The organism is Aliiglaciecola sp., assembly GCF_039982535.1.
Taxonomy (GTDB): domain Bacteria; phylum Pseudomonadota; class Gammaproteobacteria; order Enterobacterales; family Alteromonadaceae; genus Aliiglaciecola.
Genome location: NZ_JBDWYG010000064.1, coordinates 22,149 through 44,515, shown reverse-complemented (window position 1 = coordinate 44,515; position 22,367 = coordinate 22,149). Strand labels below are relative to the sequence as shown.

Genomic DNA, 22,367 nt, shown 5'->3' with positions numbered 1-22,367 from the left:
CCACCTTGCACACACTTGTTTATCCGTCCAGCGCTTAACCTTATCAACATTAACATGCAATACCACATGGGAGTGGTTGCTCATAATGGCGTAAGCGCAGACATCAATAGCGAATACCGTGGAAAGAAACAGTAATCGGTCCTCAACCCATTGGCGACGGTGCTCAAAACTCTTTCCGGTGACTTCATCTTCTCCACACAAATAAGCTCGGCGTACACAGCGAGAAACACAGTGATAATAGGGGGTATCTGTCAAACAAATTTGCCGCTTCCTTGCTAAAGGCATCGTTCTTCCTGTTGAACTTAATGCCTAGAGTGTAGTTGATAGTTTGACTGTAGTGGTCTAGTTTGTGGCTGTCTTGAAAAAGCTTTCACATTCTAAATTACTAAGGATCATCAGCTTCATTTTCTGTTAATTTCGCGCTGTACTATTGACCATTTATAAATTAACTAATATTTGGCTAAAATAACCAAATGTTTAACATTTAAATTCACTCGATTTAGTGTTAAATACTGATATTTTTTTATCTCATTGTTTTATAAAGATAAAAATTAATGGCATCCTCGTTGCAAAAGTTATGACAAGTCACATTGAAGACTTACTTTAATCAACGGAAATAGGAAAACATGATGAAAACACTAACTAAAGTAATCGCAACTGCAGCATTAACCCTTAGCTCAATTGGCATCGTAAGCGCAGCAAGCGTAATAGTACCAGCCGACAGTTACATCACCAGTAATCTGTGTGTGGTTGCCACTGAAGGCAGTAAAGTCAAACTATCACAAGCCATTAAAAAGTCTGGTTTGAGTAAACGATACGTTGCTTCAGAGGTGACTTGTAACGACTTAGAGCTCACAACGTTTATCGAACAATACGGTAGCAATGTGACTGAAATGAATAACTTTTTAACCAGCGGAAAATACAGTAATACGACAGATATGGCCGCCGTTACCACACATAATGCATTTTAAACGATGCTGCTAAATAGCACTACTCATTGCCATCGTCTACTCTTTGCTGAGTATGACGATGGAGTGTTGGCCATATTAATTTAAGAGTTTCAATAGCCTTTCAAAACGATATTCCCCCTCCCAAATTTGAACTTTGTCTTCGGTTATTCAAGTAAGTTGATTATTAGTTTTTCCTGAATTCAAATCCAAAGTTAGTACAGGAAATTATGCTATTGATCACGGCATTGGTTGTTACTTCAAAAACCGAACGTTTTATTCAAAATAGACCATATTTCGTTCAGCGAGAAAGGCTTACTTTTTAAACTTAATTCATAAGTCTGGCTAGCTAACTGCTATGCCTAAAGTTTAGATGATAGTTTGAATGCGGTGGTCCAGTTTGTGGCTGTCCTGTAAAAAGACGGTGGTCTAGTTTGTGGCTGTCCTGTAAAAAAGCTAGATATAAACTATCGAAGCTAAGACCTCAACCTGTTACCTGTAAATTCGGTTTGAGGGCTTTTTTATGGACGATAATTCCAACTCAAACAGTTTAACTCACTGCGGATAGCATATTTCTATCACGCATCTGTAAATAACTCAGTACCCACATGATAAAGCCACCTAAGAATAGCATGGCAGAGGCGTAACCAATCTCGTTAAAGTTTGCACCAGAAGCTAACATCGCGCCGCCAACCATTGGTCCAATAGCATTAGCAGTGTTAAATGCACATTGCACGAGTGCCCCTATCATAGCGTGGCCCTTTGGCGAGACGTCCAATAACATCGACTGAATCACGGCGGCCAAGCCAACACTTGCCCCCAACAAAAAGACGGTAATGTACAACCACCAGATATGACTAGCAGCAAATACAAACATTACAGAAATACATACACTGCAAAGTAAGGCAATACCCGTGGTGCTAAGAGGTGAATGATCAGCCAATTTACTGATGACTAAATTGCCAATCGTCGTTCCTACACCAAACATCATCATGGCGATAGAAATGGTCACTATAGGTGTTTGTGTTACATTTATAATGGTATCGGCTAGATAAGTATAAATGCAAAATACTCCTCCAAAGCCCACAAATATGATGCCCGAAATAGACCACACCAACTTATTTTTAAGCACACTGAATTCTTCTCGTAGGCGAGAAGGTTCTTTTATCGGGCAGCTTGGAACCAACCAGTAAATGAGTGCCAAAGTAACCACCGCCAACACCGCGACTATTGCCATGCAAACTCGCCAGCTCATTGACTGTCCAACTAAGGTTGCTAATGGCACACCCACAATCGTTGCAATGGTGAGGCCAGCAAACACTTTCGACATATAGCTGGCACGTTTACCTTTAGGGGCCATGCTCGCAGCAATTAATAATGCGGTGCCGAAATAAGCTCCATGGGGCAACCCCGACAATATTCGATAAATTATTAACTCTGGTAATGTTGATGCTATTGCACTTAATCCATTGCCCACACACATCATAGCAACGAATATAATTAGCGACGTCCGCCGGTTGGTTTTATTGGTTAACAACATAAACAGAGGGGCGCCGATAACTACGCCTATGGCATAACCGCTGATTACATTACCTGCTTGAGCTGGCGTAACGTTATACGAATCGGCAATCAACGGCAGCATCGACATAGATGAAAATTCAGTTAACCCCAATACAAAAGCGCCAAGCGCCATTATCAGTAGCGGCCAAACCGTCGAGCCGTGATCAGCTTGTGATGCAGACATATAAAACCTTAAAAAATCTGAGAAAACGAAATTACGAAACAAACAACAAAGTTAACCGTAAATGCTAAAAAACAATCGGAGAACCAAAATTAATTTAATTTTTGTAGGGGAATTAGAATTAATGAAAGGCTGATTTAGTAAAACTAATAAGCTCTTAATGTCGAAATACTTTCTTATTATTTGATACTTGGATTATATCGTATGCTAGCTATTAAATTCTACGTTTTAACGACTAACTGGCGTTTTTATTGTTGGCCAGCGATAATTTATAAACTTAATTTCATCATAAACGATCACCATTCACTCGGTGTTTACAAAGCTTGGGAAATGTTAACAACAGCAGACATCAGTTTAACTGCCCGTTGTACTGATGTTCATAGGGTAGAGCCGATTTTAGGACGTTTTGATATCTTACTGGAAGAAAAAATGGTGGCCCGACCCTGACTTGAACAGGGGACCTGCCGATTATGAGTCGGATGCTCTAACCAACTGAGCTATCGGGCCATTTGAGGATGTAAGGAAATAGGTTTTCCAAAACGGTGCGCAGTATAAGCAGTTTTTTCGGTGTTGTCATTATTTTGTATGACAGATATTCCTGTTTGCTTAATATTTGTGCGTTTTGCTTGTGAAACAATGAAAAGGTAACGGTTAAGTTACCTTTTCCAGATACTCCTTGCCAAATTAATAGGGCAAAGGGATGGCATTGTCGTTCAATATCGCGTTTCCGTCTTTAAGTGAAAATTGCATTAGTAGTTTGTCATCTTTTTCTACTAGAAATCCTTGTAATTTTAGTCCTTCAATCATGTTGGGCACTTGTTGTGCGGCAATAAGGTCTATTTCTTCTTGACTCATTTCAGCAGTCTGTGGATGTTGCTGTAATTGACTGGTTACGTAGCGAGTAAATATTATGTTTGCTACACCTTTATCCATCTCTAACTCTGTTTCAGATACGGTATGGTTAATCCAAAATTTTGGATCTGCTGTTGCATCTGGAAGTGCTTCAATGCCAACTAATTGGTTATTACTAAAGCCTGATAGTTCCCCTTCAGGCAAAGTGGCAGACAACTTACTGATGTTAAGTTGTGGCTCGCTCTGCAAAAGTGGCAATAGGTTATTCGTCACAAAGCTCATAGATTGCTGCTTCATTTCAAGTTCGTTCATTCCAGATAAACTTTTCGCAAATTCTTGGTAGGCTTTAAGAAATACTAAACTTAGCCGATTGGTTTCGATATCTAACTGAATGTCGGTGACATCATAATCCATTGCTGAAATGCTGTTGATTTTAAGGTTTTGAGTAATATCCATGAATTGTTCTTTTTCATTGATATCTGATTCTACTGAAAAAGATAGTTCATCTAACTCAACAGACTGTTCTGAATCGCCTACCGTCAAAATGTTTAATTTATCAAGGCTTAATTCAGCGCTAGATTCAAATATCTCACCTTGCATTGCCGCAAATAATTCGCCTTCGGAGTCCATTGATATATCGAACCCCTTTATCTCGAACTTACCTTCGTCAGATGTAAACTGAAAAGAGTCCATTTCACCTTCGTAAGAAAAACCGCCGCTGGATTGCTCGCCTTCTCCTTGATAGCCAGAAAATACAACATTCTGATTATCAGTATCTTCAGTAACAGAGAACGATACAATGCGATCTTCCATGTCAAAGCCACCTAAAAGCCCTTGGCCAATGGTGAGCTCATAAAAGTTGACATTTTCTGACCAATTTAGCTTAGTTTTCAAGGCATCGCCCTTATAGACTAGTGCCAAGTTGACTAGGCCAATATCGAATCCATCGGTGAAAATAACGGGGCCATGATGAGAGGTGAGATCTACCAAGAACTCAGGATTTCCTTGTGCCCAAGGTAAATCTGAATTTGCTCCCATTTCTGCAAAGGCTATATTAACTTTAAGGGTACCATTAGAGCTAAACCAACCGTCATTTAAGTCAACTAGTTCGACGTTGTAACCATTAATTTTATTGATTTCAGCAATATATTGCTCAAGGTTTTCTCTAACTTGCAAACTGAAGTATTTGGGTAAAATAAGTATGGCAACAAAAATGAATGAGAGAACAATATAGCGTTTTTTCATTATTTAAAACGTCCTTGAAATCGTTGATTAACCAGCAGAAACGGCTATTTTTTGAAAGTGAAGTAGAAGTGTTGAATCTACCAATGATGCAGAGAATTATGACACAGGGATCAGTTCAATTAAACAAACTGTGGTGAGAGATTTGACCAACCTAAAATTTATCTAATAAACTAAATGTTGATATTCTGTTAAAACACCTCTGAGCTCGATACCCTGTTTTGATCGTGAATTGAACTAAATCTGCTTGAAAGTCAATTAAATAGGGGTGCAAGGAAGAAAGAACTTTGTTACATTCGAATCACAGTTACAGATTTGAAATTTTATAAATGGCGGTTCGTCATTGCGGAGACATTTATGACTGAAAAACCTTTCTTAGTCAGTGGTAGAAATACCATCATTCATAAGATAAGAAAACTGGATCTACTAATTCTTAATGGTGAAGAAAATCCACCAGTATTAGTGACCCATAAAGCGTTGAAAAAGTTTACAGGCAAAGTGCCTGACAACAAACGTGAAGCCAAACTGCAGGATATTGAATTGGTGGATGTTACCGTTACAGATGTATTTGGTGATGAAAAGACATTGATTTTCGTACAAACCCTAAACGGCAAAGAGTACAAAATTGATTACAGTAAAGTAGACTCGCCTTTATTTATCAAAATTCATCAAGATAATGCGTTTTAGCCTATCTAACTGAGTGGCCATCATCGGCCGCTTTGCTTTTTTGGTTTACGCTGCAAATTTGTAACTTACCTTCCAACAGGCAGGGGACTCGCTTCCAATTGATGCTACGCATTTAACTTCCCCTAAATAGTCATTATTCTATTCATTATTTAAAATTCCATTTTGCGCGTATGTAACAAAGCGTGTTCATTTCAGGTTAAATAACCGTTTCCCACGACAGTCTATCGCGCTTTTTTAGCGGCTTGTCGCTTAGTCTCATGTAACTGTAACTTAGCGATATTTACTGTGCGCAACAGCATTTTACTCTTACGGTTAATATCAAGTCTGCTTTGTTCCTAAAGCCATGGGAATGGGTACTAAGGTGGATTTCAGCCGAAATAATATTTATTTAGGCACAACTTAAAATTAACCAATGGTGGAACTGAAATGAAAATTTTGAAAAGCGTCAACAATAAAAGCGTATTGGCAATTGCACTTATGATAGGTGTATTTTCAACCAATAGTGCGTTAGCTGCTTCATCGCTCACCTCATATCAAGAAGCTTCCTTAGTTAAGATCTGCAAAGCGTTAAAAAGTGATAACCGAATGAAACTGCAAAGAGCCATAAAGGCTAGCAATTTAAATTATAAAGCAGTAGCCAAAGGTTTGGTATGTAATGGTCAATCAGCCCTAGATTTTGCCGCCATTCATGATGCCCACGAAACTGCAGGTTTTTTGGCCCGAAAAGTGAATATTAATTACGACAAAATGTTAGCCAAAAGATAGCAAGCCAAACACCAAAAGGATGTAGCACGGTATTTATGCCGTGAATGGTAAGCCAAACCCCAAAAGGATGTAGCACGGTATTTATGCCGTGAATAGCAAGCCAAGCACCAAAAGGATATAGCACGGTATTTATGCCATGGGTAGTAAGCCAAGCACCAAAAGGATGTAGCACGGTATTTATGCCGTGAATAGCAAGCCTAGCACCAAATGGATGTAGCACGGTATGTATGCCGTGAATAGCAAGCGGTAGATGATATGCCAAAAAACCTTGGGATATAGCCCATGTAACAGGGCTGTTGTCACCAAACATTTTTCAAACATTCAAATTAAAAAAGGAGGTGTTTAACCCAAAATAGTGTGATTTCGTCACAATTGCCTGTTAATCAGTAAATTGTGTGAATAGATTGAAACGTCGGCGTAGTGAACCGATGAATATATGCTTTTGAAACTCATTTCTTAAACATGTATTAATTCCTGGATAAATAGAGGCTGTTCGTTGCAAAACGCAGCCTCTTTTTTTGCCTATTCATTTATCTAAACACACCCCCTCCCCATTTGTTCTTGTCTGGGCTTTTCCTTTTTCACCGTTCTGGTTTACAGGGAAATTGATAATAAAGGCGACTATTAATTGGTGTTATTTTCAAACACTGCTATTTATTAACATAGGCTATCTGATAAACGAATGAATTTGCTACTTTTTTGTTGAAAAAATTTACCCTTGCTGTGTTACTTTAATCTTCCGTAAAGTCTTTTCATTGTTAAATAGAGAATATTGACCAATATGTTTTCAGTGTTGATATGTGACGACTCTATGGTCGCACGTAAACAAGTTGCTAAATGCCTTCCTCAAAACTGGCAGGTTGCAGTCCATTTTGCTAAACATGGTAAAGAGGCTATTGCTGCAATAGAAGAGGGGAAAGGGCAGCTCATGTTTCTGGATTTAAACATGCCAGTAATGGATGGTTACGACACCCTCAAAATGATCCACAAAAAGCAACTTAGCTCCAAAGTTATAGTGATTACGGGTGATGTACAGCCTACCGCTCACGAGAGAGTAAAAGCTTTGGGTGCAATTGACTTTATCGAAAAACCAGTCACTCCTGATTTTATCCATAGTGTTTTAGTTAAACATCAGTTTATAGGCGAAGAGGTTTCTGAAAAGCAAATTCTCAACTCTGATTTATCTGCTGAGATTCGAGATTGTTATCAAGAGATAACGAACATCGCCATGGGGCAGGCGGGAGACCACCTTGCGCGAATGCTAAACGTATTTGTCAAATTGCCAATACCTAACGTCAATCTTATCGAAGTATCTGAACTACACATGATGCTGCAAGATATTGAAGATAAAGAAACTGTTTCAGGTATATGCCAAGGGTTTTTAGGGGCTGGTGTATCCGGGGAAGCATTGTTCATATTGAGTGACTCTAGCTTTGGAGATGTCGCTAAAATAATGGATATAACTGAGGAAGTCGACGATCAGGTACAACTTGAATTATTAATGGATGCAGCGAATATTTTAATTGGAACCTGTCTACGAGGGTTTGCCAATCAGCTCGATTTAAACTTCAGTCAAGGACACCCCATCGTTTTAGGGCAACATCGAAGCGTGTCGGAACTTATTTCAAACAATAAAGCGAAATGGCGCAAAACCTTAGCAATCGAGCTTAGTTACGGGTTAGAAGGTTACAATGTGCAATGTGATTTAGTGTTGTTATTTACCGAAGAATCTATGCAAGTGATGAATTATAAACTTTCACACTTATTGGAGGATTGAGCATGTCGCAAAATCACGAAATGGCTGAATTCCATTGGATGATGGATATGGTGCAAACCGTTGACGTCGGGATAGTGGTATTAAACAAAGATTTTGTGGTGAAAGTGTGGAATGGTTTCATGGAAAGCCACAGTGGCTTGTTACCTACTCAAGTGCAGAATAAAAGCTTGTTTGAGCTATTCCCCGACATCAATTCCCAATGGTTTCGTCGTAAAACCCGACCGGTGTTCGAATTAGGTACACGAGCATTTATGACATGGGAGCAACGTCCCTTTTTATTTCGATTTCCAAACTACCGTCCTATCACAGGCAGTGAAGATTTTATGTACCAAAATATCACCATATCACCACTAGCAAGTGCTACTGGTCAGGTCAATACTATATGTATGATGATTTATGATGTCACTGATGTGGCAGAAAATAAAAAGAGTTTTGAGACGTTGCAAGTGAAGCTGCACGCGTTGGAAGAAAAGTTTAAACCCTAACTTCCTTGTCTGTCTTGGTTTGAAATCGTCCTGATTTAAATTCGTTTGAATTTCCTTGGTATAGTAATTGCTAAACTCTGATAATGAAGCAAACATTTATTTGCCGTTCCACTAACAGTGATCTATCAATTATGGGGTTTTTCTTGAATTACACTTTATTTCTTAGATATTACAAAGTCCTAGCCATTAGCATTTTTACTATGATGATGGTGGGGTGTTCGGGAAGCTCTTTAGATAGTGACACTGATCAACCTACTCCAGATGTATTAGTCAATGCTGGCGCAAGTAAAAGTGTCAACGAAGAAAGTACCGTGGTACTGAGTGCTACTGCACAAGGCACTACCGACACTTTAACCTATAGTTGGAGCGCTTCTCCCGCCTTAACCATTACCCAAGAAGATGTAAATTCTCCTGAAGCAACATTCGTAGCTCCCAGCGCTACTGAAACCCTCACTTATGTGCTGACATTGGTAGTAACCGATGAAAATGGAAACCAAGGTTCTGATACGGTTGAATATCAAATCAATCCAGTAAATGAAGCCCCTAGTGCTTTGATTGAAGTGACTAGCCCTGTGATATCTGGCAGTTACCCTGCTGGTATTGAGGTTGCCTTAGATGGTAGTACTAGCAGTGATATTGATCCTGCGGACAGCCTTGACCCAATAGCGGCATGGCGATGGCAACAAACTGCCGGAACCGACGTGTTAGATAATGTCAGTTTGGATGGCGATAGCATCGCTTTTGTTACGCCCATTTTAGATGATGCCAGTTCATTGAGTTTTGAGCTGACAGTTACAGATCAAGAAGGGGCCCAAGATACGGCCACAATTACTCTTAACGTATTAAGTGCTAGTGAAACTCAGCCGATAGTCGATGCCGGGGTTGATCATCAGGTTTATTCCGGTGAAATAATATTGCTCACTGGTGAAGCTAGCACTAGCATTCCTGAAGGTCTTCCGTTGGAGTATGACTGGTTAAATGATTCAGAATTATTGCCTGATATTAATAATCGCAGTGCAGAACAAACCTATGCCATTGCTCCGTTAGTCACGGAAACTGAACTGATCACCTTTACGTTAACGGTGACCGATAGTTATGGTAATGAAGTAGAGGACAGCATCAACGTACGGATAAAACCTCTGCCAATTAGTAACCTGAATGATACGGGCGTGACTTTACAAGCTTCGCTGACTCAAAATGGTACCCAGCATCAGCCTGATTATCCAGGTCAAGATGGTCAACGAGGACAAGATATCATTAGCGAAAACGGGTTATTAGAAAAAGCCGGGCGCGGTGAGCAGGGATTCGACTTTACTAAGTTAGATGCCATCGGTGATGAACAAGACGAGACCAGCCCAGATTGGAGTTGTGTGCGTGATAATACAACGGGTTTGGTGTGGGAAGTCAAAACTGACGATAGTGAATTACACGGTGCTGAGCACTTATTTAGCTGGTATCAAGAAGAGCTAAATGGCGGTTACGAAGGGGCAGAAGGTAGCCTAGGTTTAACCTGTGACAATGAGCAATGCGACACTGAATTATTTGTAGCTGCGGTCAATCAAGCTGGGTTGTGTAACTTCTATGACTGGCGTTTACCTACCCACAACGAGTTGTTGTCATTGGTTCATTATGGCAATGTCACAGGCACTAAAATTGATGTGAATTACTTTCCTTACACCGACGATTTTGTTACCTCTCCCCTCTGGTATTGGACAAGCCAACCCAGTGCTGACGGAGTTTCAGACGATGCATCACAAACCGCTTGGGCCATTGATTTTTCCACTGGTAACGACAACTTTTTAAACAAATCTACCTTAGGTAAAGTGCGCTTAGTACGCGGAGGACGTTAATATGAAATTCACTCTTTTAGCTTGTGCTATGTCGCTTTTAACGGGTATTGCAAGTGCACAAACCTGTTTATCTGATGCACCCACAACAGCTTCAGAAGTTCAATTTGTCGACAATGGTGACGGTACGGTTACCGACACAGATCACGATTTAATGTGGATGCAGTGCAGTTTAGGACAAACCTGGGAAAATGGTAGTTGCACAGGTGATGCCGATGCGTTGACTTGGCAACAAGCCTTACAGCAAGCCCACGGTTACGAATTTGCCAGCTTAGATGGATGGCGACTGCCTAATGTCAAAGAACTCGCTAGCTTGACTGAAAGACAGTGTGTGCGACCGGCCATTAATGAAACACGCTTTCCGAATACGCCTTCTGATGATTATTGGAGCTCGACTCCTTCACTAACTGATCCCCAAAGGGCTTGGGTTGTGGCATTTTTTAATAGTAGTAACTCGATTAAACAAAAGGACCTGTTTGTGTTCGTCAGATTGGTGCGCACTGCCGATTAACTTATATTTTATCCGGCTTGTCTATTCACTACTTTTTTTCCAGCAAGATTCGGTACACAATACCCTCAAGTTATTTTAGGTGTGTATGAATGCGAGCTTTGCTGTTTACAATTTGTTTGATGTATCCGCTGACGAGTTTTGCGGATCTCAAATGTGACATTGATCTCAAATACGGAGTGGTTGTGAATGAACGCCAGATCCGTGTTGTGGATGATCACAGCCGCACCATTTATCAAATCAACGATACCAATCAACTCATTGTGTTGGGCGAAGTAGTGCCTTTGGCGTCGAAACAACAAGCTGAACTCGAAGACTTCTCAACAGGTATACATTATGTAGTACCGAAAATGATTATTTTGGCCACTGAAGGGGTTCAACTTGCCGTGGAAACGGTTGAGCATGTATACCAAGGACTTGTTGGCGCGGATAATACAAATTACGAGAAAGTCCAATCGTCATTGCAACGGGTACAAGATCGAATTAAAGAAAAGTTTATTCAAGCCAATGAAAACTTTTACATCGGCCCAGGACGCTTAGAAAATGTAAATGATTTGGTTGATCAGGAAATAGAAGAACAACTGGAAAAAGCATTTAACACTTCCTTAGGTGGCGTTTTGTCTGCAATCGGTGGATTAAGTGATGGCGGCGGTGAAGAAACCGAACAAAAAGTCGATGACTTGTCTCAACGCATTGAAGCTATGGGCCAAGAACTAGAAAGACAAGTGGGCTCAAAAGCGCAATATTTACGTAAAAAAGCCCATTGGTTTTGTAAAAAAATGAATCACTTAGATCAAATAGAAGAAAGCTTACGGAAAAATGTACCAGAGCTAAAAGACATCAATGTGATCATCACCTCCAAAACCAAAATGTCAGACTAAAAGCCATTGAGCTCGCTCCCTGATTTACACTAAGGTTTCTAATAACGTGTTGAGGTAACGCTTTCCTAGAAAGGTTAACTGCCACTCGTTTTGTGTCTCACTGATTAATCCCTTTTGTACCGCAATCTGCAAGTTTTGTTTTAAAGCTGCACTGAGTGGCTGTCCAGTAAACATTTCATATTCCTGTTTTGGACAGGCTTCAAGCAAACGTAAACGATTCATGAAATACTCGAAGGGCAAATCTTCAGTGGGCACTTGCCAAGTTTGAAATCGATAATCTTTGCTTAAATCCATATAGCCGCGGGGATGTTTGACTTTCTCTGTGCGAGTTATCTTGCCAGTAATAGGATTACTAACTTTACTATGAGCCCCACAACCAATTCCTAAATAATCACCAAAGCGCCAGTAATTGAGATTGTGCTGACATTGTTGCTCAGGCAAGCTGTAAGCACTGATTTCATATTGTTTGTAACCAGCAGCATCAAGTAAAACTTGTCCTTGCTCTTGAATGTCCCACAGAATATCGTCATCGGGCAGAGTAGGCGGCTTGGAATGAAATTGAGTGTTAGGTTCAATGGTTAGTTGATACCAAGATAAGTGCGGTGGACGTTGTTCAATGGCAATTTGCAGGTCACTCAAGGCATCCTCAATGGATTGATTAGGTAATCCGTGCATTAAGTCTAGGTTAAAACTATTTAAACCAGCATTTCTGGCAAACTGCGCCGCATTTAGGGCTTGAGAGTCATCGTGAATACGTCCTAAGGCAATGAGCTTTTCAGGTTGAAAACTTTGAACCCCGATGGAGATACGATTGATGCCTGCTTGGCTAAAGTCACTGAACTTTTGGCTCTCTACTGTTCCAGGATTAGCTTCTAAGGTGATTTCGGCATCTGGCGCTAAATGAACCCGTTGTGAGACACCCACTAACAGCGTATTCAGTGCTTCTGCGCTAAGTAAACTTGGGGTGCCTCCACCAATAAATATGGTGTTTACAGTCCGACCTTTTACTTGTTGTGCATCAGCTTCAAGATCTGCGAGTAGGTGCTGAACATATTCCTTTTCTGGTATGGATTGCTTCATGCCATGGGAATTAAAATCACAGTATGGACACTTCTGAACACACCAAGGTATGTGAATATAGAGGGATAGCGGTGGGGCGATCAATCCATTAGTCCAATTTTGTCTGACAAGCTTGCCAATAGTTTGGCCATTGCTTTACCACGATGACTGAGTCGATTCTTGACTTCCGCAGGTAACTGAGCGGCTGTTTGATTTTGTGAAGACACCCAAAATACCGGATCATAACCAAACCCTTTTTCACCTCGACGGACGTCACTTATATGTCCATGCCATTCGCCTTGGCAAATAATAGGCGTAGGATCCTCTGCCGATTGCATAAAGACAATGACACATAAAAAACGGGCGCTGCGATGCTCGTCTGCTACGTTTTCTAATGCCGATAGTAACTTGTCGACATTTTGTTGATCGGTCGCATCCACGCCAGCATAACGAGAGGAATATACTCCTGGTGCACCACCAAGGGCCTCTACAGCTAAGCCTGAGTCATCCGCGATGGCAGGTAGTCCAGTCAACTTTGCAGCATGACGTGCTTTGATAATGGCATTTTCCACAAAGGTGGTACCTGTTTCATCCGCTTCGGGAAGGTCAAACTCACTTTGCGGCACCACTTCGTAGGGAAAGTTTTCTAGTAGCCTCTCGAACTCCCTGACTTTCCCTTTATTGCCTGTTGCTAATACAATTTTTTGTTTTTCAGTCGACATCTTTGTTACTCATTTTATTCGTAGGCGAGGGGATCGGTTGCATTATTTTCTGCAAAAGCTTCAAGGCGTTCCTGACAGGCACCACATTTTCCACAGGCTTTTTCACGACCGTTGTAACAGGTCCAGGTTTTATTGTAATCCAAGCCCATCTTTAAACCATCTGTCAGAATATCAGTTTTGCTTACATCTAAATAAGGACAGGCTATTTCAACCGCTTCGTAATTGGCTATGGCACAAACGTCATTCATTCTGTGCACAAATTCAGGCCGACAATCGGGGTAGATGGCGTGGTCACCAGAATGAGCGCCATAAAATACTTTATTCGCTTCTAGTGAAACCGCGTAACCCACAGCCATGGACAATAAAATCATGTTGCGGTTGGGAACAACCGTGGTCTTCATGCTTTCTTGTTCGTAATGACCTTCGGGCACATCAATATCAGAGGTTAATGAAGAACCACCAATTAATTGGTTAATTGCCGATATATCGACGATTTTATGCGCTACATTTAGCTCGTTACAAACATTTGCGGCATACGTCAGCTCTTTGTTGTGGCGTTGGCCATAGTCGAAAGACAATGCATAGACTTCATATCCTTCGCGCAATACTTTGTTAAGTACAGTGAAAGAATCCATCCCACCTGAAAAAATTACCACTACCTTTTGTGACATTTGCCTTGCTTCTCTATAATCTGTTGTTTTAATGCAGTAACAAATCTTTGACTGCAACCCGGAAAAGGCGAATTATGCCGTTAAGCGAGTCAAAGTGCTAGAGGAAGTCTATTTGCAAACTCCTATAAAATATAAAATTAACGAAGTGTTTGAGTCGATCCAAGGTGAGGGGGCATTAACAGGTGTACCCTCCATATTTGTTCGATTGCAAGGATGTCCGGTTGGTTGTGCTTGGTGCGATACCAAACACACTTGGACTTTAGATCCGCAGTTTCAAGTAAATGCTGATCAGGTAATGGCAGAATCAACTGAGTCTGAAAACTGGTTTTCAACCTCAATTGAGCAGCTGTTGGAACTGTTCGAAGAGCAAAACTATCAGGCTAAAAATGTCATATTAACCGGCGGAGAGCCTTGTATGTACGATTTGCGCCCATTATGTGAGGCGCTATTTGCTCATGGTTATTCGGTTTCGGTTGAAACCAGTGGAACCTTTGAAATAAAAGTTAGCCCAAAGACTTGGGTTACCGTTTCTCCTAAGGTGGATATGAAAGGCGGATTTGCAGTGCGTGAAGATGCGATATTGCGTGCGAATGAAATTAAGCATCCTATCGCTATGGAAAAACACATTGAAGAATTGGAAGACTTATTAGTATGGGCTAAGCAAACACCTGCGCCATTAGTCTATTTACAACCAATAAGTCAGCAGAAAAGAGCCACTGAACTAGCGGTAAAAACCTGTATTGCTAAAAATTGGCGACTGTCTCTACAAACCCACAAATTTATTGGCATTGAGTAACGGAGTATTTGCACTTGGAAAAAATCGAGAAGTTTTTTGATGACTATTCTGAATCTCTAAACCTAGGTTTAATTGATGAAATGGCTAAGTTTTCTGGAAAAACCTTAGTCGTAGTGACCGATGAAAACAAAATAATTTGTCATTCACAAAAAGATATCAATGCAATTAATAGCGACATGCTCAATAGCCTTAAAGCGGGAGGGATCGTTAAATATATTCCTAAAGTTGTGCAGTCAATGCGGCTATCTGAAAGTGTTATTTTCGTGAAAGTCCGTTGGACCTTGTGCGATCAAAATGGAAAAGATGTGTTTAATTGCTATTGTTCATATACCTTACAAATAGATGACCTGAACTTGTTTAAGATAATCATCATCGTAGTAGATGATGAAGATAAACAGTTTAATCAGATGATGAAACGACACTGGAATTAAGTAATGAAACAGATACTTGGATTAATAATCTTGCCATTCTTTTGCCATTTTGCCACAGGGGCAACATGGGAGATTACCTATCCTCGCCCCATGTCCGATGATGATCGTCGGCAAGAGTATCCGGTCAAACTGTTAGCATTAGCTTTAGAACAAACAGGGGTTAACTACGACTTAAAGCCTGCTAGCGTGGTTATGTTGCAAGAAAAGTCGTTGAAACAATTAGCTGAGAATAGATCTGTAAATGTGGTTTGGAGCATGACAGACACGGATCGAGAAAGTCGATTGCTGCCGATTCGAATCCCTATTTATAAAGGTTTAATTGGTTGGCGAGTATTTTTAGTGAAACAAAACCAACTCGCTAAGTTTAAGAACATCGATACCATGGAGAGCTTACTTAATTTTAAACCTATTCAAGGTTTTGATTGGCCAGATACGAAAATATTGCAATCCAATGGCTTCGATGTGGTTACCTCCAAAAACTATTCAAATATATTTACCATGCTAGCAAATAATCAAGGTGACTTTGTGCCACGTTCAATTATTGAAGTGTGGAAAGAGTACGATGGGGGGTTTATCGATGAATCTATTGCGGTTGAACCGACTTTGGGCGTTAAATACCCAGCCGCAATGTACTTTTTCGTTAATAAAAGTAACCGTACTTTAGCCAAATTATTGGAAAATGGGTTAGAAAAAGCCATAGCAAGCGGAGAGTTTGATAAATTATTCGAAGAAGAGTTTAAGGATATTTTTGAACGTTCTAATATGGACAAACGATTCTTTTTTCAAATCGACAATCCATTAATCGCCCCCGAAATGCCCATCGACCGCAAAGAATTATGGTATTAACCAACAAACACCCCATCACCCTGTAGCATGGCCTTTAGGCCATGGGTTCAAATCACCAATCTCGATAGGCCATGGGGTAAATCACCTATCTCGGGGCTAATCCCTCTCGGGGCTAAAGCCACCGACTACAGGTGGTAAAACTAACCTCTGTAGCATGGCCTTTAGGCCATGGCGAAACCCATGTTTTCTCGGGGCTAAAGCACCCGACTACAGATGGCAAATCCCAACCTTTGTAGCATGGCCTTTAGGCCATGGAGGTACCCAAACCAATCTCGAGCCTCGTAGCATGGTCTTCAGGCCATGGGGAACCCACGTTTTCTCGGGGCTAAAGCACCCGACTACAGGGGGATTTTGGGCAAAAAAATGAGGCTATAAAAGCCCCATTTTCAATTTAATGTGTGATCTATGCTTAGGATTTTCCGTGAACACTAATCACTGAACGTCCTGAGGGATCGGCCATATTCTTAAAGCTTTCATCCCACTCTAAGGCTTCTACTGTACTACAAGCGATGGATTTACCGCCTGGTACACAATTCGCAGCACTTTCTTGAGGGAAATAACCTTCAAAAATCGTGCGGTAGAAATAACCTTCTTTGGTATCAGGTGTATTGTGAGGAAAACGGAACTCAGCGGTAGCAAGTTGCTGATCTGTTACTTCGTTATCAACATAGTCTTTAATTGAATCGATCCAAGAATAACCAACACCGTCACCGAATTGTTCTTTTTGACGCCACAACACTTCAGCAGGTAAGTACTCATTGTTATCAAAAGCTTTACGAAGGATCCATTTTTCCATTTTGCCATCAAGACACATTTTATCTTGAGGGTTAAGACGCATCGCTACATCTAGGAACTCTTTATCTAAGAACGGAACACGAGCTTCAACGCCCCAAGCTGCCGTTGCTTTGTTTGCTCTAGCACAATCAAACATATGCAAACGGTCTAACTTACGCACTGTCTCTTCGTGGAACTCTTTTGCATTTGGAGCTTTGTGGAAATATAAGTAACCACCAAATATCTCATCTGCACCTTCACCAGAGAGTACCATTTTAATACCCATAGCCTTGATTTTACGACTCATAAGGTACATTGGCGTAGCTGCACGGATGGTCGTGGTATCGTAGGTTTCAAGGTAGTAAATAACATCACGAATGGCATCAATACCTTCTTGAATCGTGAAGTGGATCTCGTGATGCACTGTACCAATCATGTCAGCTACTTTTTTAGCTGCCACTAAATCTGGTGCGCCTTCAAGACCTACTGCAAATGAATGCAGGCGAGGCCACCATGCGTCTGACTTATCTTCGTCTTCAATTCGCTTGGCGACGTATTTAGCTGCAATCGCTGATACCAACGATGAATCCAAACCACCTGATAATAATACCGCGTAAGGTACGTCTGACATCATGTGAGACTTCACTGATTTTTCAAAGGCGGTTTTTAAGTCGTCTAAGTTAGTCGTGTTGTCTTTCACTGCATCATAAGACATCCAATCCCGTTGATAGTATTTTTTCAACTCGCCAGTTTTACTCCACAGATAATGCCCAGGAGGAAATTCTGAAACTGTTTTACATACTGGGACCAAAGCTTTCATTTCTGAAGCAACATAGAAGTTTCCATGTTCATCAAAGCCAGTATATAGAGGGATGATGCCAATATGGTCACGGGCGATTAAATAAGCATCTTGCTCTTCATCATATAAAATGAAAGCGAACATGCCTTGCAGTTCGTCTATGAATTCGATGCCTTTTTGTTGATACAAAGGAAGAATCACTTCACAGTCAGACTTTGTTTTAAAGTCATAAGGTTGCGCAAGATCTTTTTCTAACGCTTTGTGGTTATAGATTTCACCATTGACAGCCAGAACGTGATTATTATTGCGGCTAATTAAAGGTTGCGCTCCAGTATCCACGTCTACGATCGCTAAGCGTTCGTGACTCAAGATTGCGTTATTATTATTCCAAATACCTGACCAGTCAGGGCCACGATGGCGTAGCAATTTGGAAAGCTCTAACGCTTGCGTCCTAAGTTCTGATACATCAGTTTTGATGTCCAGAATGCCGAATATTCCACACATAAAGGTTTATCTCTCTTATATCCAAGTTTAAGGTAAGGGAAAAGTATCGCAAGAATGAGGCTGATAAAGGAAATAACTTTTTCGAACAGCTCAGATTTTTATGACGTATATCCTTTTCCAACGGGTGAATTTGCCAGTATGAGCAAAAATTGCAAGGATAATATGTAATTTATTTTCAATTATTTTAATTAAGCCGTTAATTTACAATAAATTCATTGAATTCGATGGAAATAACACCCATATGTAACTTGAGCGTAACAAAACTACTGAATTATCTACTAGTATTGCAAACTAACAAATTGCGTATCTTTTTACAGAGTATAACGTTGGTAAATTCTTTTAATCTATTTTTTAGATTAGCATGATTGATTATAATCATTATTCATAAACATAAATGCGATGTACTATTATCCCAACTAGCCGAAACTATATATTTAATTGGAGATTTACATGACACAAGCAAATCCTAACTTTGAAGACAAATCAGGCCAAACAGTGCCTTCAGTCACTTTCCGCACTCGCCAAAATGATGAGTGGGTTAATGTAACTAGTGACGAACTTTTTTCTGGAAAAACTGTTGTCGTTTTCTCCTTACCTGGTGCATTTACACCAACCTGTTCATCAACCCACTTGCCACGATATAACGAGTTGGCTAAAACATTCAAAGAAAACGGCGTAGACGATATTGTTTGTATGTCGGTGAACGATACCTTTGTAATGAACGCATGGGCAGCAGATCAAGAGAGTGATAACGTGACACTAATCCCAGACGGAAACGGTGAATTCACTGATGGCATGGGGTTGTTAGTGGATAAAAATGACCTTGGATTCGGTAAGCGTAGCTGGCGTTATTCCATGCTGGTAAAAGACGGCGTGGTTGATAAAATGTTTATCGAACCAGATCTACCAGGCGACCCGTTTGAAGTTTCTGACGCAGACACCATGCTTGAGTATATTGCTCCAGGAGCGGCTAAACCAGAAGCTGTAAGCATCTTCACAAAACCAGGCTGCCCTTTCTGTGTGAAAGCAAAAGCATTGTTAAATGACAAAGGTTATTCTTACGAAGAGATTGTTATGGGAGCAGGTGCTAGCCTAACATCACTTAAAGCTATCACTGGTAACGATACAGTGCCACAAGTCTTTATCGGCGGAAAACTAATCGGCGGCAGCGACGATTTGGAAGCGTATTTCAAAGCATAATCGTTAAAGATTAAGTTTATATTTTTAGAAACGGGCTTAGGCCCGTTTTTTTATGCCTCGAATTTATATCCATGGCCTGTGCAAACGTAATTCTCGGGGCTGTAGCATGGTCTTCAGGCCATGGGTTCACCGAAACCTATTCCTCGGGGCTAAAGTCACCGACTACAGATTCGCCTGTAGCATGGTCTTCAGGCCACGGGTTCACCGAAACCTAACCCTCGGGGCTGAAGCCACCGACTACAGATTCACCTGTAGCATGGCCTTTAGGCCATAGCTCCTCCAATCTCGGGGCTAAAGCCGCCGACTACAGGTTTGCCTGTAGCGTGGTCTTTAGGCCATGGGTCCTTCTATCTCGGGGCTAAAGCCGCCGACTACAGATTCGCCTTTAGGCCATGGCTCCACCAATCTCGGGGCTAAAGCCGCCGACTACAGGTATTTGTGTAGCCATGGGGATAATGTTAAAAAAACGTAGCAATGCTGGTCAGGCCTGTTTATAGTATTTTAATTACCGTTTTTATGGCCTTTTTTATGTCAAAATTATCCTTATTTGTTTTTGGAATGTCCTTAAGTTTCATTCAAATAACCCAAGCTAAAACGCCTGATTGGCTAATGCCATTCCAAACTTTTTATACCACTGAGTTGGGCGAGACGTCAGATTGTCAAAGTACCAAAGCATCCGTTTATACCGTCTGTTCACCAGTACTTAAAAATGAGGGAAATGCTGCCTATGTGTATCATCATCAGCAACCTACAGAAACAACTGTGGTGTTATTCCATGGCCTAAGCGATTCTCCTTTCTTTTTCCAATCTATTGCTCCTGTCCTGCATCAACTTGGATATACCGTTATTGTGCCTTTGTTGCCCGGACACGGTAAATTAGATGCCGATGATGATATGGAGGATGGTAATTTAGCAAAACGTTGGACTGCCCATGTGAACGAAGTTATGACTTACGCTCACAGCTTGAGCCCTAATGTATATATTGGTGGGTTCTCTACTGGTGGAGCGCTTTCAGCGCAACATGTATTAACTCATCCGAATCAGCAAAAAGGATTACTTTTATTTTCCGGTGCCCTCGCTCTAGATGAGTCCGTGGAGAGTATGGCAGGGATTTGGGGGATTAAGAGTTTGGCAAAGCTTCTTGATTGGAGCTATGAAACCCAGGGGCCCAATCCGTATAAATATCCTGAAGTGTCTCGGCATTCTGCGTTTATGTTAACTGACATCATTTTTGATGTAAGAGATAAATTAGCAGACGGGAGTGAACTGAACCTACCTATTTTTTCGGTTCATTCGGAAGCTGATTCCACCACCCCCATTCGAGGCGTGAAAAGTTTTGTAAAGCAAAATGCCGGTCCCAGTGAAACCTTCTTTATTGATAGCGCTTTTGAGGTTTGTCATGCAGATCTAGTGGTAAGTGACTCGCAATTAATTGATATGCAATACGATGCGTCTGAAGTGGATGCGTCTGAGGCTTGCAAAGTACCCAAAGCAAATCCGCAACATGCTGAAATGATCGCGGCATTAATTGGTTTTTTCAATAACAATAAGTAGTACATTTATGTCTGATATGTTTACTTTGTATGGTGCGCCAGTGTCACTTTACACTGGGAAAGCTCGTGCTTATTTAACCTATAAAAATATCCCGTTTCGAGAAGTGTTTTCGTCGGTGAAGGTTTATAAAACCATAATTGAACCGAAAACTGGGGTTCGATTCATCCCCGTTGTTGAAACGCCTGAGGGGGAATTTATTCAAGATACCGTGCAGATCATCGACGATTTAGAAAAACGCTTTGTTGAATCGAGTATCTATCCCACTTCACCTAAACAGCAGTTGGTGTCGGAAATATTTCAACTGTGGGGAGATGAATGGTTAGTCATTCCAGCAATGCACTATCGTTGGAACAAAGATAACTTTCCCTTTATTTACGAAGAATTCGGCAAAGTGGCTGCGCCTAATATGCCGGCTTTCGTGCGAGCTTTTCTAGGTAAAAAGTTAGCCAGTAGGTTTAATGGGTTTGTTCCTATTCTCGGCATTACCGAAAAAACCATTCCGGCTATTGAAGATTGGTTTGAAAACCATGTTTTACCTGAACTAAATAAACACTTTTCTATCCACAATTATTTATTAGGTGGCAGAGCTTGTGCCGGCGATTTTGGATTATTCGGCCCCCTTTACGCTCACCTTTATCGGGATCCTGCCCCTGGAGCTATTATTCGTGAAAAAGCACCTTATGTGGCTAAATGGATTGAACGGCTGCGAAATACTCCTAAAAGTGTTGGAAATTGGGTGGAAGATGACAAAATTCCAGAGACATTGATGCCGTTGTTAACTAGAATTTTTAAAGAGTTTTGGCCAGTATTAATGCAAAGTGTTGAGAAAATACAAGAGTGGATTATGGATAATCCCACAGTTGACAAAATTCCACGGAGTATCGGTTTCCATGAATTTAGCATTGGCGGGGTTACCGATAAGCGGGCGATTATGCCGTTCCACCAATGGAAGTTGCAAAGAGTGATTGATTTGTACGATGGCTTTGATACCGACGAAAAGGTTAAGGTTGATACATTTTTACAGACATCCTTTGGCCTGCAAGTGGAATCTTTACCCATGCCCAAGCGGTTACAGCGAATAAACAATAAATTGGTCGTAGCATAAAAGAGCCCCTTTAGCATGGCCTTCAGGCCATGGATTCACCCAAATCAACCTCTCGGGGCTAAAGCCACCGACTACAGGTGATTTTTACCTTTCTTTTTTCGGGGCTCAAGCCACCGACTACAATGGATATTTTCCAACGGATCTCTGTAGCATGGCCTTCAGGCCATGGGGGCG

At 41.0% G+C, this 22,367-nt stretch carries 20 protein-coding genes, 1 tRNA gene and 1 pseudogene; 14 read left to right on the top strand and 8 right to left on the bottom strand.

Annotation, left to right across the window (positions count from 1 at the left end; all coding sequences use genetic code 11):
• Window positions 1-285: pseudogene (locus ABJV04_RS17285) on the bottom strand (transposase); the annotation flags it as partial.
• Between the two features lie 344 nt (window positions 286-629).
• Here ABJV04_RS17285 and ABJV04_RS17280 point away from each other — a divergent pair.
• Window positions 630-971: a DUF3718 domain-containing protein gene (locus tag ABJV04_RS17280; RefSeq protein WP_348492854.1), complete on the top strand. Its 342-nt coding sequence runs from the start codon at window positions 630-632 to the stop codon at window positions 969-971.
• 526 nt (window positions 972-1,497) lie between these two features.
• On the opposite strand, the gene ABJV04_RS17275 is transcribed toward ABJV04_RS17280, so the two are convergent.
• From ABJV04_RS17275 to ABJV04_RS17265, 3 genes are all read right to left on the bottom strand, one after another.
• Window positions 1,498-2,691 (bottom strand): MFS transporter, encoded by a 1,194-nt coding sequence (locus ABJV04_RS17275; protein WP_348492852.1) that lies wholly within the window; start codon window positions 2,689-2,691, stop codon window positions 1,498-1,500.
• 427 nt (window positions 2,692-3,118) lie between these two features.
• Window positions 3,119-3,195: transfer RNA gene (locus ABJV04_RS17270), tRNA-Ile, on the bottom strand.
• 177 nt (window positions 3,196-3,372) lie between these two features.
• The gene (locus tag ABJV04_RS17265) at window positions 3,373-4,785 is read right to left on the bottom strand and encodes a DUF945 family protein (RefSeq protein WP_348492850.1); all 1,413 of its coding nucleotides are present in this window, start codon (window positions 4,783-4,785) and stop codon (window positions 3,373-3,375) included.
• A 354-nt stretch (window positions 4,786-5,139) separates the two neighbouring features.
• On the opposite strand from ABJV04_RS17265, the gene ABJV04_RS17260 reads away from it, so the two are divergent.
• The 7 genes from ABJV04_RS17260 (at window position 5,140) to ABJV04_RS17230 (ending at window position 11,732) form a co-directional block, all read left to right on the top strand.
• The gene (locus ABJV04_RS17260) at window positions 5,140-5,469 is read left to right on the top strand and encodes a hypothetical protein (protein ID WP_348492848.1); all 330 of its coding nucleotides are present in this window, start codon (window positions 5,140-5,142) and stop codon (window positions 5,467-5,469) included.
• 426 nt (window positions 5,470-5,895) lie between these two features.
• Window positions 5,896-6,234 (top strand): DUF3718 domain-containing protein, encoded by a 339-nt coding sequence (locus ABJV04_RS17255; protein WP_348492846.1) that lies wholly within the window; start codon window positions 5,896-5,898, stop codon window positions 6,232-6,234.
• 781 nt (window positions 6,235-7,015) lie between these two features.
• Entirely contained in the window at window positions 7,016-8,011 is a 996-nt protein-coding gene (locus tag ABJV04_RS17250; protein ID WP_348492844.1) for a response regulator, read from the top strand.
• 2 nt (window positions 8,012-8,013) lie between these two features.
• Window positions 8,014-8,496, top strand: coding sequence for a PAS domain-containing protein (locus tag ABJV04_RS17245; protein WP_348492843.1), 483 nt, complete (start codon window positions 8,014-8,016; stop codon window positions 8,494-8,496).
• A gap of 143 nt (window positions 8,497-8,639) precedes the next feature.
• Window positions 8,640-10,346 (top strand): DUF1566 domain-containing protein, encoded by a 1,707-nt coding sequence (locus tag ABJV04_RS17240; protein WP_348492842.1) that lies wholly within the window; start codon window positions 8,640-8,642, stop codon window positions 10,344-10,346.
• Window position 10,347: 1 nt separating this feature from the next.
• Entirely contained in the window at window positions 10,348-10,854 is a 507-nt protein-coding gene (locus ABJV04_RS17235) for a DUF1566 domain-containing protein (RefSeq protein ID WP_348492840.1), read from the top strand.
• An 89-nt stretch (window positions 10,855-10,943) separates the two neighbouring features.
• A complete protein-coding gene (locus tag ABJV04_RS17230) occupies window positions 10,944-11,732 on the top strand; it encodes a DUF2884 family protein (protein ID WP_348492839.1) in 789 nt (262 codons plus the stop codon).
• A 24-nt stretch (window positions 11,733-11,756) separates the two neighbouring features.
• Here ABJV04_RS17230 and hemW read toward each other — a convergent pair whose 3' ends face one another.
• The 3 genes from hemW to queC are packed head-to-tail and all read right to left on the bottom strand — an operon-like array spanning window position 11,757 to window position 14,184.
• Entirely contained in the window at window positions 11,757-12,896 is a 1,140-nt protein-coding gene (hemW, locus tag ABJV04_RS17225; protein WP_348492838.1) for a radical SAM family heme chaperone HemW, read from the bottom strand.
• Window positions 12,893-13,513, bottom strand: a complete 621-nt coding sequence (locus ABJV04_RS17220; RefSeq protein WP_348492837.1) for an XTP/dITP diphosphatase — start codon at window positions 13,511-13,513, stop codon at window positions 12,893-12,895. Before ABJV04_RS17220 ends, hemW begins: the two co-directional genes overlap by 4 nt.
• Window positions 13,514-13,527: 14 nt before the next feature.
• Window positions 13,528-14,184 (bottom strand): 7-cyano-7-deazaguanine synthase QueC, encoded by a 657-nt coding sequence (queC, locus tag ABJV04_RS17215; RefSeq protein ID WP_348492836.1) that lies wholly within the window; start codon window positions 14,182-14,184, stop codon window positions 13,528-13,530.
• Window positions 14,185-14,296: 112 nt separating this feature from the next.
• On the opposite strand from queC, the gene queE reads away from it, so the two are divergent.
• From queE to ABJV04_RS17200, 3 genes are read left to right on the top strand one after another with little or no spacing between them, the layout of a single operon-like run.
• On the top strand, window positions 14,297-14,980 hold the full coding sequence (gene queE, locus ABJV04_RS17210; RefSeq protein ID WP_348492835.1) for a 7-carboxy-7-deazaguanine synthase QueE: 684 nt from the start codon (window positions 14,297-14,299) through the stop codon (window positions 14,978-14,980).
• Between the two features lie 14 nt (window positions 14,981-14,994).
• The gene (locus ABJV04_RS17205; protein WP_348492834.1) at window positions 14,995-15,411 is read left to right on the top strand and encodes a hypothetical protein; all 417 of its coding nucleotides are present in this window, start codon (window positions 14,995-14,997) and stop codon (window positions 15,409-15,411) included.
• Window positions 15,412-15,414: 3 nt separating this feature from the next.
• Window positions 15,415-16,257 carry an amino acid ABC transporter substrate-binding protein gene (locus ABJV04_RS17200; RefSeq protein WP_348492833.1) on the top strand — a complete coding sequence of 281 codons (843 nt, stop codon included), beginning with the start codon at window positions 15,415-15,417 and terminating at the stop codon, window positions 16,255-16,257.
• A 409-nt stretch (window positions 16,258-16,666) separates the two neighbouring features.
• On the opposite strand, the gene asnB is transcribed toward ABJV04_RS17200, so the two are convergent.
• On the bottom strand, window positions 16,667-18,334 hold the full coding sequence (asnB, locus tag ABJV04_RS17195) for an asparagine synthase B (protein WP_348492831.1): 1,668 nt from the start codon (window positions 18,332-18,334) through the stop codon (window positions 16,667-16,669).
• Window positions 18,335-18,784: 450 nt separating this feature from the next.
• Between asnB and ABJV04_RS17190 the strand changes: the two genes are divergently transcribed.
• From ABJV04_RS17190 to ABJV04_RS17180, 3 genes are all read left to right on the top strand, one after another.
• Entirely contained in the window at window positions 18,785-19,534 is a 750-nt protein-coding gene (locus ABJV04_RS17190) for a glutathione peroxidase (RefSeq protein ID WP_348492829.1), read from the top strand.
• Window positions 19,535-20,062: 528 nt separating this feature from the next.
• The gene (locus ABJV04_RS17185) at window positions 20,063-21,088 is read left to right on the top strand and encodes an alpha/beta hydrolase (protein ID WP_348492827.1); all 1,026 of its coding nucleotides are present in this window, start codon (window positions 20,063-20,065) and stop codon (window positions 21,086-21,088) included.
• A 7-nt stretch (window positions 21,089-21,095) separates the two neighbouring features.
• Entirely contained in the window at window positions 21,096-22,193 is a 1,098-nt protein-coding gene (locus ABJV04_RS17180) for a glutathione S-transferase N-terminal domain-containing protein (protein WP_348492825.1), read from the top strand.
• Window positions 22,194-22,367 lie beyond the last annotated feature (174 nt).

Excerpts from the sequence above, each read along its gene's own strand:
- ABJV04_RS17255 (WP_348492846.1), top strand. The coding sequence starts at position 5,896 with ATGAAAATTTTGAAAAGCGTCAACAATAAAAGCGTATTGGCAATTGCA.
- ABJV04_RS17250 (WP_348492844.1), top strand. The coding sequence starts at position 7,016 with ATGTTTTCAGTGTTGATATGTGACGACTCTATGGTCGCACGTAAACAA.
- ABJV04_RS17190 (WP_348492829.1), top strand. The coding sequence starts at position 18,785 with ATGACACAAGCAAATCCTAACTTTGAAGACAAATCAGGCCAAACAGTG.
- ABJV04_RS17180 (WP_348492825.1), top strand. The coding sequence starts at position 21,096 with ATGTCTGATATGTTTACTTTGTATGGTGCGCCAGTGTCACTTTACACT.
- ABJV04_RS17275 (WP_348492852.1), bottom strand. The coding sequence starts at position 2,691 with ATGTCTGCATCACAAGCTGATCACGGCTCGACGGTTTGGCCGCTACTG.
- ABJV04_RS17185 (WP_348492827.1), top strand. The coding sequence starts at position 20,063 with ATGTCAAAATTATCCTTATTTGTTTTTGGAATGTCCTTAAGTTTCATT.
- ABJV04_RS17220 (WP_348492837.1), bottom strand. The coding sequence starts at position 13,513 with ATGTCGACTGAAAAACAAAAAATTGTATTAGCAACAGGCAATAAAGGG.
- ABJV04_RS17265 (WP_348492850.1), bottom strand. The coding sequence starts at position 4,785 with ATGAAAAAACGCTATATTGTTCTCTCATTCATTTTTGTTGCCATACTT.
- ABJV04_RS17280 (WP_348492854.1), top strand. The coding sequence starts at position 630 with ATGAAAACACTAACTAAAGTAATCGCAACTGCAGCATTAACCCTTAGC.
- ABJV04_RS17260 (WP_348492848.1), top strand. The coding sequence starts at position 5,140 with ATGACTGAAAAACCTTTCTTAGTCAGTGGTAGAAATACCATCATTCAT.
- ABJV04_RS17200 (WP_348492833.1), top strand. The coding sequence starts at position 15,415 with ATGAAACAGATACTTGGATTAATAATCTTGCCATTCTTTTGCCATTTT.
- ABJV04_RS17230 (WP_348492839.1), top strand. The coding sequence starts at position 10,944 with ATGCGAGCTTTGCTGTTTACAATTTGTTTGATGTATCCGCTGACGAGT.
- asnB (WP_348492831.1), bottom strand. The coding sequence starts at position 18,334 with ATGTGTGGAATATTCGGCATTCTGGACATCAAAACTGATGTATCAGAA.
- ABJV04_RS17245 (WP_348492843.1), top strand. The coding sequence starts at position 8,014 with ATGTCGCAAAATCACGAAATGGCTGAATTCCATTGGATGATGGATATG.
- ABJV04_RS17235 (WP_348492840.1), top strand. The coding sequence starts at position 10,348 with ATGAAATTCACTCTTTTAGCTTGTGCTATGTCGCTTTTAACGGGTATT.
- queC (WP_348492836.1), bottom strand. The coding sequence starts at position 14,184 with ATGTCACAAAAGGTAGTGGTAATTTTTTCAGGTGGGATGGATTCTTTC.